Here is a 13359-nt window from a genome sequence, read left to right as displayed (position 1 = left end):
TTATTAGGATTATTTTTAGGGTGGTGGAAATTGTGCGCGGGATAGTAAATAAAAGTGGAAATGAATTTGTAGAAATCTACATAGAGTGGAAATCTTCACTTCCACTTACGTTGGTCTACGCATGAAGCGGACAATTTGGACTAAAAATCATTTGGTGGAGTTGTGGTTAGGATCACGTAAATAGTGGTCACCTCCCTTTTTCCACTGAGAAGTGGAAATGATGGGAAGTGATAGGAAGTGATAGTAATGGGGATAATTGAAAACTATAAAATTCGCGCGAGACTATCTTTAGCGATTGCTTGGAACTCATTGAAATTTTTGACATTCACTAGGCGACGGGTGGTTTTCTCTTTGACGAAGGTAACAAATAAATCATAAATTGCCATGGCTTCTTCATAGTCAGTTTTACTGATTGCCAATAAGAAAATCACATAGGCGTTCTCTTTGGTCTCTTTATTCCACTCGATGCCTTGCGGGGCAAGGATAGTGGTCACGATAGTTTTATTGGCAAGTAACCCCAAAGAGTGAGGAAGGGCGATCCCTTCGCCCAGCAATGTCGAGACAATCGATTCCCGCTCTTGCAGTGACGGGTAAAAATCTGCGGTGACATAACCCTCTAGTTGCAGTTTCTGGCAGACGGTTTTGAACAGCGTCTCTTGGCTAATTTTTTCATTGATAACCATAAAGAAACGCTCGTCGAAGAAGCGCTCAATAATATAGGGGCGAGTCTGATCCACCATCGCTAAGCGGCCCACTTGTTCGAGCTGGTAGGGGGTTGGAAAAGGTGCAATTTTAATAACCGGTTTATTCTTCTCAGAGATCCGTACGGTGGTTATTACAAAGTCTTCTGCGACTTCATCCAACGATTCATACTCTTGCAGTGTTAACCCTCGGCTAAATTTGAGCTGAGGAAATTCGCGCATGATTTTGGATTCCACCACGCGAAAGGTGGAGTTTCCCGCATCAGTGACCACTAACACTTCCGTCTGGCGTGCGGAGCCTGCTCCATAATTTCGTTCAAGGCTAACCCCAATGTGCACCGCTAAGTAACCCAGTTCATCTTCATTAATGGGATGTGGAAGCAGCTGCTTACTGGCGCTGGTTAAGGCGCTTAACGTGACATCGTAAGCAAATGGATAATACTGTTTGATGTCCGAAAGCAGCGGGTTTGGGGTGGAAATATGGTATTGAAGGCGAGTCATTAAGGCTGAAAGATGGGTATTGAGATCTTTCTTTAGCTTTTCATCATTACGCAAATCATAGTTATACAACTCATTGATATAATTTAAGATGTATTCAGATAACTCATTGTGATGATGATGCTTTTGTGTTGATGCATGCTGGTTACTGATACGCTGCGCGATGATTTGGTCGTGTAAAAAGCTTAATTCAGCTGGGGATAAATCATTACCAAGGAAGTAAATTAGCCCTTTAGAAATTTCATCACAGGCCTGAGTAATGACTTCTTCTAACTCTTCGTTATTGACGTTGGCAGTGAGTTCATGGCCGCGAGTAATACGCAAAATAGTGACGGCGCAGTTAAATACAAGATAAAGATGACCTTCATTGCTGATACGAATATCAAAGCGATTCAAACTGTTATGAACCACTTTATCGATATAGGTTAAATCTAGATTGTCTAGGCTTTCTGGAGTGAATGTGGCGAGGTCGGGGGTGATTTGCTCGCTAAACTGCCGCCAGAGTGCTTCGGTCATACAAGCACGAATAGCCCACTCACTACCATTTAAACGGATCCCTTGATGGGGAATGCTCTCCAATTGTACTTGGTAGCGATGAAGATGCTCCCGAACGGCTCCCATATCTTGCTGAATGGTACTGCGGCTGACAAACCACTCTTCGGCAATATCATCGAGCTTGACGGGTAGGGACAGCATTAAGAGTTTGAGCAATAGGGCATCAATACGCTCTTTGCTGGTGCGCGGGATCTGGTTATTTTTGTCATTAAGCTTAGTAAATGCAGAAAAAACCTCATCATTTTCGATTTTTAATCGATACCCACGCCCACGCTCATACACAACATGAGCGCTATGGTCTTTAATTAATTCGTTGATTTCATTGATATCTGAACGAATGGTGCGTGTGGAAACGGAAAATTGTTTCGCTAATTCATCTTGAGGGACAACCTCATTGAGGATCCGAGAGAAAATTTGATTGTGTCGCTGCAAAATGAATAAAGCCACAAGAACCCCTTTAAAATCAAAAAATAAAGTTCGGAGTTAAAAACTGATGATTTTTTAACTGTCTTATGGCTGGACTCTATCACAGTGATATCAGGATAGCGGAAATATAAATGATGAAATTTGCGAATCTATTCGCAAATTTTGCGCAATTTACGTATTAAACTCACGTTTCCGCCCCTAAATAGGATTACAACGATTCCCCTAAATCAATTAATAAACCTCTAAATACTCGGTCGCTGGTGAGCATTAGGGAATTCTCATCTTGGATAAATAAGCCGTCGTTACAGCTCATTGATAAAGACTGTGATTCTTTACCTCTAACCTGTAAACCACCATGAATGGATTGCAGATAGGCATTTTTACCTCGTAATGCGAGGGTTTTCGATTCATTAGGCTCAAGATAAATCTGGCTTATCCAAATTTTTTGGCGAAGTTGTAGGCTATTATCGTCCCCATCAGGTGATGCGATAAGCTTGTTATCTTTCTCTGTTAGCACTAATTTTTGTGGCGGCATGGACTCCTGCTGTGGGCAGGCATTTAACCACAGTTGAAGCCGTGTTAATGGTGTCATCGAACTGACGTTATGTTCACTGTAACTTAGGTCAGGACGAGGCGAAAAGCTGACGCATTCCCCTGCTTTTGCACTGACGGTGTTACCTATGTTATCGCGGTATTCAGCTTGACCTTGCAGGATGATGTTCACAATATCAACATGAGGATAAACTCTTGGTTGAAAAGCATTATCTGGCGCAAGTACTTCCTGATTGAGCACTTTTAGGGTTTTAAAGCCCATTAAGTCTGGATCAAAATAGTGACCAAACGAAAAAGTATAGCGTGCTTGTAACCAACCGTAGTCTGCTTTCCCACAATGGTTAACTGATCTTAATTTCATCATAATGGTTAACCCTCACTCAAAATATATAGCTAGTAATATATTGTTATAATAAATATCTGGACGTTGAATTGTTAGCCAGTTAATCTGTTTCCATTATTCAAATTTCCTGAAAGAGATACATCATGAGCAAAGAGAGAGCATTAACACTTGAGTCGTTAAGGGTGATGGATGCAATCGATAGGCGTGGCAGCTTTGCAGCAGCGGCGGAAGAGCTAGGTCGCGTTCCTTCGGCATTGAGCTATACCATGCAGAAGTTAGAAGAAGAACTTGATGTTATTTTGTTTGACCGTTCAGGACATCGCACTAAGTTTACCAATGTGGGGCGCATGCTATTAGAGCGTGGGCGCGTGTTGCTTGAAGCCGCAGATAAACTCACATCGGATGCGGAGGCGCTAGCTAAAGGTTGGGAAACCCATCTGACTATTGTGTGTGAAGCGCTGGTTCCGGCAGAGTCTTTATTCCCGCTGGTGGATAAACTGGCTGAGAAATCCGACACCCAACTCTCTTTAATTACTGAGGTGCTAGCAGGAGCATGGGAGCGACTTGAATCAGGGCGTGCGGATATTGTTATCGCACCAGATATGCATTTTCGCTCATCCTCTGAAATTAATTCCAAAGTGCTATATACCTTGAACCATATTTATGTGGCAAGCCCGAACCATCCTATTCACCAAGAGCCAGAACCGCTTTCTGAAACCACACGCGTGAAATACCGAGGTATTGCGGTGGCAGATACCGCTCGTGAACGCCCAGTGATCACCGTGCAACTGCTGGATAAACAACAAAGATTGACGGTATCGAGCATTGAAGATAAGCGCAAGGCGCTGATTGCAGGGCTAGGGGTGGCGACAATGCCATACCCGCTGGTGGAGAAAGATATTAAGGAAGGACGTCTACAAGTGGTGGGGGCGGAATTTAGTCATGAGTCGAATATGATTATGGCGTGGCGACGCGATAGTATGGGGGAGGCGAAGTCGTGGTGTCTTCGGGAAATCCCTAAACTGTTTAGATCTTGATCTCGTCATACTTTGTATTGTAGGGGTGTTGGTTGCTCTCGGCTACTCGAGTCACATACTTGTGTATGCTCCCCGAGATATCCTCGCTGACCGCCTATCTTCAATACAAATTATTTAGATCTTGCTCTCGTTATACTTCAAGCTGTAGCTGTGTTGGCTTCATAAAGTTACCCTAGTCACATACTTATGTATGCTCCTAGGGATAACTTCACTTGCCGCCTTGCTACAACTCGAATTATTTAGAGATCGCAAGTGAGGCGACTCGGAAAAGCAAAAATAAAAGAGAAAGTAAAAATAAAGAAAGCAAAGATAGAAGCTGAGATAGAAGAAAAGATAAAAGCAAAAAAAAAAGCACCTCGGATGGGAGGTGCAAAGGCATTTAATTTATGAATAAAGATGTTGACTTGAGGGTACGACTAACTCCCTGCCTATAGGTAGCTATAGGCGAGGAGGTTGGAGCTCATTACCATTTCTTGTTTAATAAATGGTCGATACTGAATTTGCCTGGGCCAGTCACTGCTAACAGAATATAGCCGCCTGCAATGGTCATATTTTTCATAAACATCAAGCTGTTTGGCTCAACGCTGAAATTTGTGTGGAACAGCATCGCAGTTAAGAACGTGAACACAGCAGTGAAAATTGCAGTTGTACGAGTTAACAGTCCGAATAACACCGCCAGACCACCACCTAACTCAAGTAAAATTGTCAGTGGCAGTAAAAAGCCTGGGACGCCCATTGCCTGCATATATTGCTGAGTGCCTTCATATGCCCCGCCTAATTTTCCGTAACCTGCAACGATGAACAGAATTGGCATCATAATACGTGCTAATAAAATAGCTCCACTTTCTAAATTTTTCATTGAGACTCTCCAGATAATACGGTCATTAAATATAAATAAAGTGCGATATATATCGCGTTATAAGCTAAGTTTCAGCACGAAAAGGCTAGAAATCTTGGATGTGCGTATCTTATTACTTAGCTCTTTCAATAAAAAGCTAAGCTTATTAACAAAGATAGACAAAAAAATTGAATGTGTGTGGTTGAGCGCGAAAAAAAAGCGCCAAAGGGCACTTTTATCTATCTCATTGACAAATAATGACTATTTTCATCTTAAGGGGATGGGCTATTTCTGGCTTGAACTGTCTAAGCTGCTTCTTAGGGTACGAATAAGGCCCCAAGTCGCAATGGCTTTTTTGCTCAATGAAATAAATCGATTGGGGTGTTTTAAGGTAAAAATGGAGATAAGACCCGTCGCTGCGATAACAATTGGGCGAAAGGCCATAAGGGTTTGCCAAGCTCGGTCATAAGGGGCAGTGGCTTGTAGCCACTCTTTCTTACTGGCCGATAACAGAATGCGCTGCTGCTCAATATCAGAGACTAAGCGTGATTTTCTTTCTGCAAGTAACTGACGTTTACTTTTGCTCATCATCGGTTCCTGCCAGTGCTTTAGCATCATTGCGAAGTTGTTCACGGGTTGCACTTAGCAGCGTGGACTGTTTCGCTTTTTTTAACGTCCAAATAGCAAAGATAATCGCGAGTAAAATCAGTGTTCCGGTCGTGATAGCAAAAGCCTGATAACGATAGACGGGATCCACAGACCAAAAAATAAGCCCAATAAGGCACATCAGACCAAATGCAGAAAATAGAAGAGTCAGCCCTGCGAGTAATAATAACTGAACAAGGTTGAGTTTCTCTTCTTCTAATTCTACTGCAATAAGTTGAATGCGGGTTTCAACCATATTAACGGCGATACCCGCAATTCTTTGCAGGGAATCTAGAACCCGCTTAGCGGGCCCTTGACGCGGTGACTGTTCCATAAACGGTGATTAGCGCTTAGTGAGCAGCATGCCTAAGACCACACCGACGGCTGCGCCAATACCCACGCTTTTCCATGGATTTTCACGCACATAGCAATCTGCTTGGCCTGCAATTTCTTTGGTTTGCTCGGTGATTTTATCACTGGCTTGACCGAGTTTAGCTTTTGAAGAGGAGAGGGCTTCACGGGCTTTCGCCTTTAAGTTTTCGATCTCTTCTTTTGATTTGTCTTGAGTACTATTCAGAATGGATTCGAGAGAGTCTGCGAGTGATTTAAGTTCAGCACGTAGATCTTCAGAAGAATGATTGGATGACATAGTAGAACCTCCTATCAATAGAAAAATAACGCATTACCTTAATAACATTACAATAGCTTTTTTTAGCTTAAGTGCAATCACTAATTGGCATAGATTTCGAATTGAGAAAGAGGAAAGCGGGAATTGCTAAGTCTTCCCGCTGTTCAATTTAGTTTAGTGACGGCTATTTATTTGCGGGAGAATTTTTTCTTGATGACAACACCGATGCTGCCAATCAGACCTAAGATTAATAACCCAACTGGGATAAGCATCAAGACATTCATAATTTGATGCTCATATTGCTGGAAAATAGGGCTTTTGCCGAAACCGTAGCCGATAGCGGTCAAAATTAGCACCCAAAGGAGCCCACTTAACCAGTTAAACAGTTGGAAACGCCCGTTTTGCAAGCCTGCAAGCCCTGCGATGGTTGGTAGTAATGTTCTAACAAATGCAAGGAATCGACCAATCAGTAGCGCGGCAAGGCCGTGACGATGGAATAGCCCATGGGCACGCTGATGATAGTGTTCGGGGAGGTGTGATAACCAGCCTTTGACAATTTTTGTATTACCTAGCCAGCGACCTTGGATATAACCCACCCAGCAACCAATACTAGCCCCCGCAGTTAAAATCACTAAGGTTAATGGGTAGCTAAGCGCACCTTTTGCGATGAGTACGCCAACAAGGATCAGTAAACTATCACCAGGTAAAAAAGCAGCTGGGAGCACGCCGTTCTCCAATAAAAGGATCATGAACAGCATGAAATAAATCGACCATATCAACGATGGGTTAGATAAGGTTTCGTAATCTTGGTGCCAAAGGGCGAAAAAAAGTTCTCTAACTAATTCCATTAATGTTTCCTAAACGGCAATCACAGCAACAAACATGTTGTTGGGCAGAAATGGATTAAGTAAATGCCAGAAGGAAACGGCTGTTTCTTCGGGCTGTTAGTGTAAAACCCGATCACTTTAACAAAACAGAAAATAACTAAACAGTAAATTTTGAGCTTATTTTGAGAATTCATTTAAATTACGGCTGATTTTTACATTTTAGGTTCTTAACCACTGACTTTCTAAAGCGACAAAAAACGGGAATGGCACTGAATAAGAAGATTTAATCTGATTATTTGCCACTTTATTTACGTTTAGGTAACGAAAAATAGCATGAACATATTGGTAGCTAATCATTGCTTTTTAAGACTAATTACCTTATTGTGTGCGCATAGCAAAGGGGAGTAACTTCTTCTGTCGGATTATCGTCATTACGGTGCACACAATTGCGCCCGGTAACCGAGCACCACAATTTCCTTATCTTAGGTTATCTGTGTTGTAAGTGAGACCTTGCCAGAAGGCGAGGTTTGCTCATCGTTTACAACCGTATAGTGATAACTTAGGGTGAAAACAGTTTAAGCGGCTGATGTCTTCTGGATATCAGCCGTTTTTTGTTTTTTAAGGAATCAAAATGAACTCTGTTGGAAATCCCGTTTTATGGGGCAGCTTTGCTGTCATGATCCTTGTGATGTTACTCATCGACATGTTTTGGCAAGGAAAACATAAAGGTCAGGCGATGTCGATGAAGCAAGCAGCGGGTTGGAGCATCTTGTGGGTGACTCTGTCGCTGATTTTTGCGGGCGGCCTATGGTGGTACTTTAATGATACCGCTGGACCTGAAGTCGCGAACACGCAAACTATGGCATTCTTAACCGGTTATCTGTTAGAAAAAGCCCTTGCTGTGGATAACGTGTTTGTTTGGTTAATGCTATTTGGTTATTTTGCTATTCCGGCAAACTTACAGCGTCGCGTACTTGTTTACGGGGTGCTTGGGGCGATTGTCCTGCGTACCATTATGATTTTCGCAGGTAGCTGGTTAGTCACGCAATTTAGCTGGATCCTCTATATTTTCGGTGCATTTTTACTGTTCACGGGGATCAAAATGGCGTTCGCGAAAGAGGATGATTCGCCAATAAATGAAAAGCCATTAGTCAAATGGGTGCGTTCACACTTACGCATGACGGATGAGCTGCATGGTGAAAAATTCTTTATTAAAAAGAATGGATTGCTGTTTGCTACCCCATTAATTTTGGTTCTGATCTTAGTGGAAATCAGCGATGTTATCTTTGCGGTAGACAGTATTCCCGCAATCTTTGCTGTGACCACCGACCCGTTTATCGTATTAACGTCTAACCTGTTTGCGATTTTAGGTTTACGAGCAATGTACTTCTTATTAGCGGGTGTTGCTGAGAAATTCTCAATGCTTAAGTACGGTTTAGCTATTATTTTAAGCTTTATCGGCGTGAAGATGTTGCTGATGGATATTTTCCATATTCCTACTGCGGTTTCGTTAGGTACTGTTGCTGCAATTTTAATTCTGACGCTGGTGGTTAATACCATCGTGAATAAGCGTAATGAAGCCAAAAAATTGATTAACGAATAATCTTTTTCCTAATTAGAAAAACTCCCATAAGTTCATCATGACTTTGGGAGTTTTTTTATATCTAATGATTTATAGGCGTGAAGATGAGGAGGTTCTGTGCAACAAGTTATGCGGGTCTTACGAAAACTCTATAAGTATGAAAATAGTCAATATGATGGAGGTCGTGCGGTATCGACTTATCCATTGGACTCTTTATCTGATAAAGAACGAAAAATATTGAGTGATTCTCATTGGTTGCCGAATGAGATTGCATTTTTTACTGATCATGAAGATATCATTAATAAACTACACAGTTTAAAACAGGAAACAGCGATTACTCGCCAGCGTTGTTTGGATGCTTTCGTGGCGGGAGTCGGAGGAAGTTACTTGCGGGGGCGATCAGTCTTGGGCGCTTATCACAAGTTACATTCTCTGCCAGCTCATCAATATCTTGAAAAACCGCAATATGCATGTTGTTGGGTTTGTAGCGATCATAATAAGCATATTTATATTAATGATAGTTACTTCCAATACTGCTTATATTACGGAAATTCCTATACTGGGAATGTAAGTTACACTTATTTGAATCTCCGACATTTACTGACGGTTGCTGCTGTAGAACCTACCGATGAAGATAAAAAAGTCTTTAACCAATTACTCGATTTACTACGTAATGCGCCTGAAGATGAAACCCCCGGAAAATTTGAAAAGCGTTTATCTGAGGCGAAATTAATTAAAGGCGATAAATACACATTACGCGGGATATTGCATTCACTCGCATTAATTGGCGTTATTCCGAATACTTTTATCTCTTTATCTCTTGATAGTTGGCACGACTTTGGTGATGTAACTAGCGCAGAAAATCAGCTGAATAATACAAAAGGGCGTTCAGATATGGAAATGCCTTGGGCTGGATGGAAAGGAAATTTAAAAATCGATGAAGAAAAAACAGCAAATTATTTTGGTGAGTATTTAGTCAAACGTTAAATCTTATTGGTAATATTTTAATAAATTCAGAAAAACACCTTGGGAATTCTCTAAGGTGTTTTTTATTTTAACTATCTGAAAATACTCATTCATTTTTAATGCCGACTGTTTCCTATAAGAAACAAAATTCTATTACGATCACAGATATGTAAAATTAATGTTAACTACAATCAATCATTGTGTATATTTTGAATAATAGCCTTTTCAGGAGATTAATATTCCTTATACTGGCTCGGCAAACACATTTAATTCCTAAAAAAGATAAATTATAAAGGTCTATTATGGATACAAATAAAACAGGGTTATGGCGAGTAATTAGTCAAGGTAGTTTGGTCAAACAAATCCTAGCAGGCTTGATTGCAGGTATCTTATTGGCATGGTTATGGCCATCGGCAGCAAAAAACGTAGGCTTACTGGGTGACCTGTTTGTTAGTGCGTTAAAAGCAGTTGCTCCAATTCTTGTTTGGGTGTTGGTGATGGCGTCCATTGCTAACCATCGCCAAGGGCAAAAAACCAGTATTCGCCCAATTTTAGTACTGTATATTTTAGGCACCTTCTTCGCGGCTGTTGTGGCGGTGATTGGCTCATTTATGTTCCCATCAAGCTTGATTTTAGCTGTCGGCGATACGCAACTGACGCCTCCGGGTAATATTGCTGAAGTGCTCAAAGGTTTGTTAATCAATGTGTTTGCTAACCCAGTCGATGCACTGATTAAAGGTAACTATATTGGTATTTTAGCGTGGGCGATTGGTTTAGGTATTGCATTGCGTCATGCCAATGAATCCACCAAAACGATGATCCACGATTTTTCTTTAAGCGTGACTCAGCTGGTTCGCGTGGTTATTCGTTTAGCGCCATTAGGTATTTTCGGTTTAGTTTCTTCAACAATTGCGACAACCGGTTTTGAAACCTTAAAAGGTTATTTCCACGTATTGGCGGTATTACTGGGCTGTATGATTATTGTGGCATTAGTAGTTAACCCGCTGATTGTTTATTGGAAAATCAAACGTAACCCATACCCATTAGTCTTCGCTTGCTTACGTGAAAGTGGCGTAACCGCCTTCTTCACCCGCAGCTCCGCAGCTAACATTCCGGTGAACATGGGTATGTGTCGCCGTATGAACCTGCACGAAGACACGTATTCCGTTTCTATCCCGCTAGGTGCAACCATTAACATGGGCGGCGCAGCAGTAACTATCACTGTGTTAACACTAGCAGCGGTACATACTCTGGGAATTCCTGTTGATATCCCAACGGCGCTGTTATTGAGCGTGGTGGCTGCGGTGTGTGCGTGTGGTGCATCTGGAGTTGCTGGCGGTTCATTATTACTGATCCCACTGGCGTGTAATATGTTCGGTATTTCTAACGAAGTGGCGATGCAAGTCGTTGCAGTGGGCGTGATGATCGGCGTGCTGCAAGATTCGGCTGAAACTGCACTCAACTCTTCAACGGATGTGCTTTTCACTGCGGCGGTATGTTTGTCGGAAGATGATAAACTAGCCCAAGCGGATGCTGAGTTATCTCAAACTCAAGACTAAGCTTTCTCGTTGATTAAAAAGAAAACCCGCTGAATGAAGTGACCCCCAATAGTTGGACAACCAATTACTGGGGGTTTTTTTATGTGTGAAATAGGGTTATAGCTGATAAGCCACTTTCATACCTTGTTCGATAGCTCGACGGGCATCCAATTCAGCTGCGACATCCGCCCCCCCAATAACATGGGGATGGATACCAACTTCTTCTAATTGCTCTTTCAATGGACGATATGGTTCCTGCCCAGCACAAAGAATGACATTATCAACAGCAAGGCAGATATTTTCATCTTGATAGCGAATATGTAGTCCATCATCATCCACATTCATATATTCCACGCCATTAAACATCTGAACGCCACGTTTCATTAATGACAAGCGATGTACCCATCCCGTCGTTTTTCCAAGCCCCGCACCGACTTTGCTGTTTTTACGCTGCAATAAATAGAGATGGCGAGGCGTTGGTTCTAACTGTTTTTTCGCAGGGAAAAGCCCGCCCCGAGCGGTGATGGCGGTATCGATATTCCATTCATGGTTAAATTTATCATCATCTAAACTGCTGCTGATCCCTTGTTGGGTAAGGAGCTCCGCAACATCGAACCCAATCCCACCGGCACCAATAATAGCCACATTTTTGCCGACATTATCGGGCTGTTTTAACGCCTCAATATAGGACATGACTTTGCGATGATCTGCGCCAGCTAGGTTGATAGCGCGGGGGATAACTCCCGTGGCGATAATAACCTCATCAAATTGCGTTAAATCATTCGCTTGCGCGAGCTGCTCTAGTCGAACATCCACATTGAGCCGTTGCAATTGTCGTGAAAAATAGCGCAGAGTTTCATAAAACTCTTCCTTGCCAGGGATCTGTTTGGCGAGGTTAAATTGCCCACCAATTTGGTTGCTGCATTCAAATAGCGTGACTTGATGGCCTCGCTTGGCGGCATAGATTGCACAAGAAAGCCCAGCAGGACCTGCCCCGACAATCGCCACTTTTTTGGATTTATCTGCTAATTCATTGGGATAGTCCATCTCGCGTACGGCTTGAGGATTTACCAAGCAGCCCGCCAATTTGCCATTAAAAATTTGGTCAAGGCAGGCTTGATTACAGCCAATACAGGTGTTTATTTCATCAGCGCGGCCGTCTTGAGCTTTCGACACAAACGCTTCATCGGCAAGAAAAGGGCGCGCCATGGAAACCATATCTGCTTGACCGCTAGCAATGATTTGCTCCGCCACAAACGGGTCATTGATACGGTTGGTGGTAATCAGCGGAATATTCACCTTGCCCATTAATTTTTCCGTCACCCAACTGAAGGCTTTGCGGGGAACCAGCGTCGCAATGGTCGGCACACGGGCTTCATGCCAGCCTATTCCCGTATTGATCATGGTGGCACCCGCACTTTCAATCTCTTTAGCCAATAGCTCGATCTCATCCCATGTTGAGCCTCCTTCGACAAGGTCAAGCATGGATAACCGATAGATAATAATGAAATTTTCCCCAACCGTTTGGCGAATGCGTTTAACGATTTCTATCGGAAAACGGATACGGTTTTGATAGCTGCCTCCCCATTCATCAGTTCGATGATTGGTGCGCGATGTAATAAATTGGTTGATTAAATAACCTTCCGATCCCATTACTTCGACGCCATCGTAGCCTGCTTGCTGGGCAAGTTTAGCGGTGTTCACGAAGTCATCGATGGTTCTGTGAACTTCATCGACGGTTAATTCACGGGGTGGAAATGGGGTTATTTCGGATTTAATCGGGCTAGGTGCCACTAACGCCGGATGTAGAGCGTAACGACCTGCATGCAAGATCTGTAACGCAATTTTACCATCCGCTTGATGTACCGCATCGGTGATTTGTTGATGAAATGGCAATTGGTCTTGATGATTCAATACAGCGCCATGAGGTGCTAAAGCCCCTTCGGGGTTCGGGGCTATTCCCCCAGTAATAATCAGACTGACTCCATTCTCTGCACGAAGTCGGTAAAAGTGGGCAAGGCGCTGGCTTCCTTGAGGATGCTCTTCTAAGCCGGTGTGCATTGAACCCATCAAAATACGGTTTTTAAGAACGGTATGCCCCAAATCAAGTGGGGTAAAAAGATGTGGAAAATTGCTCATATTGGCTCCCATTTGGGACTATTAATAACAGGTCAGATGAGTTAACTGTAGCCTAATGGACAATTGAATTAAGAATAATGTTAA

At 42.6% G+C, this 13359-nt stretch carries 12 protein-coding genes; 4 read left to right on the top strand and 8 right to left on the bottom strand.

The features are described from left to right. Positions 1-263: 263 nt before the first annotated feature. A complete protein-coding gene (locus tag LDO73_RS14685) occupies positions 264-2201 on the bottom strand; it encodes a BglG family transcription antiterminator (RefSeq protein WP_224058987.1) in 1938 nt (645 codons plus the stop codon). 187 nt (positions 2202-2388) lie between these two features. Then, on the bottom strand, positions 2389-3096 hold the full coding sequence (locus tag LDO73_RS14680) for a pirin family protein (RefSeq protein WP_224058985.1): 708 nt from the start codon (positions 3094-3096) through the stop codon (positions 2389-2391). A 122-nt stretch (positions 3097-3218) separates the two neighbouring features. Between LDO73_RS14680 and LDO73_RS14675 the strand changes: the two genes are divergently transcribed. Then, positions 3219-4112: a LysR family transcriptional regulator gene (locus tag LDO73_RS14675; RefSeq protein ID WP_224058983.1), complete on the top strand. Its 894-nt coding sequence runs from the start codon at positions 3219-3221 to the stop codon at positions 4110-4112. Positions 4113-4575: 463 nt separating this feature from the next. Here LDO73_RS14675 and LDO73_RS14670 read toward each other — a convergent pair whose 3' ends face one another. From LDO73_RS14670 to LDO73_RS14650, 5 genes are all read right to left on the bottom strand, one after another. Then, positions 4576-4971: a DoxX family protein gene (locus LDO73_RS14670; RefSeq protein WP_132496578.1), complete on the bottom strand. Its 396-nt coding sequence runs from the start codon at positions 4969-4971 to the stop codon at positions 4576-4578. Between the two features lie 264 nt (positions 4972-5235). Continuing rightward, entirely contained in the window at positions 5236-5538 is a 303-nt protein-coding gene (locus tag LDO73_RS14665; protein ID WP_224058981.1) for a YqjK-like family protein, read from the bottom strand. Then, positions 5525-5929, bottom strand: a complete 405-nt coding sequence (locus tag LDO73_RS14660; RefSeq protein WP_036956172.1) for a phage holin family protein — start codon at positions 5927-5929, stop codon at positions 5525-5527. Before LDO73_RS14660 ends, LDO73_RS14665 begins: the two co-directional genes overlap by 14 nt. Positions 5930-5938: 9 nt before the next feature. Continuing rightward, a complete protein-coding gene (locus LDO73_RS14655) occupies positions 5939-6244 on the bottom strand; it encodes a DUF883 family protein (protein WP_036956175.1) in 306 nt (101 codons plus the stop codon). Between the two features lie 167 nt (positions 6245-6411). Continuing rightward, complete coding sequence (locus LDO73_RS14650; RefSeq protein ID WP_224058980.1) at positions 6412-7071, bottom strand: DedA family protein; 660 nt, start codon at positions 7069-7071, stop codon at positions 6412-6414. Positions 7072-7681: 610 nt separating this feature from the next. Here LDO73_RS14650 and LDO73_RS14645 point away from each other — a divergent pair. The 3 genes from LDO73_RS14645 to sstT all read left to right on the top strand — a co-directional run bounded on the left by LDO73_RS14645 (position 7682) and on the right by sstT (position 11157). Further along, a complete protein-coding gene (locus tag LDO73_RS14645; protein ID WP_224058978.1) occupies positions 7682-8653 on the top strand; it encodes a TerC family protein in 972 nt (323 codons plus the stop codon). Positions 8654-8749: 96 nt separating this feature from the next. After that, the gene (locus LDO73_RS14640) at positions 8750-9619 is read left to right on the top strand and encodes a hypothetical protein (RefSeq protein ID WP_224058976.1); all 870 of its coding nucleotides are present in this window, start codon (positions 8750-8752) and stop codon (positions 9617-9619) included. A gap of 281 nt (positions 9620-9900) precedes the next feature. Beyond that, positions 9901-11157 carry a serine/threonine transporter SstT gene (gene sstT / locus LDO73_RS14635; RefSeq protein ID WP_224058974.1) on the top strand — a complete coding sequence of 419 codons (1257 nt, stop codon included), beginning with the start codon at positions 9901-9903 and terminating at the stop codon, positions 11155-11157. Between the two features lie 96 nt (positions 11158-11253). Here sstT and LDO73_RS14630 read toward each other — a convergent pair whose 3' ends face one another. Then, positions 11254-13275, bottom strand: a complete 2022-nt coding sequence (locus LDO73_RS14630) for an NADPH-dependent 2,4-dienoyl-CoA reductase (RefSeq protein ID WP_224058973.1) — start codon at positions 13273-13275, stop codon at positions 11254-11256. Positions 13276-13359: the final 84 nt, after the last annotated feature.

Origin of the sequence: Providencia alcalifaciens, assembly GCF_915403165.1 — a bacterium.
Taxonomy (GTDB): Bacteria; Pseudomonadota; Gammaproteobacteria; order Enterobacterales; family Enterobacteriaceae; genus Providencia; species Providencia alcalifaciens_C.
Note: the sequence above shows the minus strand (reverse complement) of the source record. Positions and strands in the feature narration are given on the sequence as shown.

Bases quoted from the DNA above. Each gene is read 5' to 3' on its own strand.
- LDO73_RS14680 (WP_224058985.1), bottom strand. From the start codon at position 3,096: ATGATGAAATTAAGATCAGTTAACCATTGTGGGAAAGCAGACTACGGT.
- LDO73_RS14675 (WP_224058983.1), top strand. From the start codon at position 3,219: ATGAGCAAAGAGAGAGCATTAACACTTGAGTCGTTAAGGGTGATGGAT.
- LDO73_RS14670 (WP_132496578.1), bottom strand. From the start codon at position 4,971: ATGAAAAATTTAGAAAGTGGAGCTATTTTATTAGCACGTATTATGATG.
- LDO73_RS14665 (WP_224058981.1), bottom strand. From the start codon at position 5,538: ATGAGCAAAAGTAAACGTCAGTTACTTGCAGAAAGAAAATCACGCTTA.
- LDO73_RS14660 (WP_036956172.1), bottom strand. From the start codon at position 5,929: ATGGAACAGTCACCGCGTCAAGGGCCCGCTAAGCGGGTTCTAGATTCC.
- LDO73_RS14655 (WP_036956175.1), bottom strand. From the start codon at position 6,244: ATGTCATCCAATCATTCTTCTGAAGATCTACGTGCTGAACTTAAATCA.
- LDO73_RS14650 (WP_224058980.1), bottom strand. From the start codon at position 7,071: ATGGAATTAGTTAGAGAACTTTTTTTCGCCCTTTGGCACCAAGATTAC.
- LDO73_RS14645 (WP_224058978.1), top strand. From the start codon at position 7,682: ATGAACTCTGTTGGAAATCCCGTTTTATGGGGCAGCTTTGCTGTCATG.
- sstT (WP_224058974.1), top strand. From the start codon at position 9,901: ATGGATACAAATAAAACAGGGTTATGGCGAGTAATTAGTCAAGGTAGT.
- LDO73_RS14630 (WP_224058973.1), bottom strand. From the start codon at position 13,275: ATGAGCAATTTTCCACATCTTTTTACCCCACTTGATTTGGGGCATACC.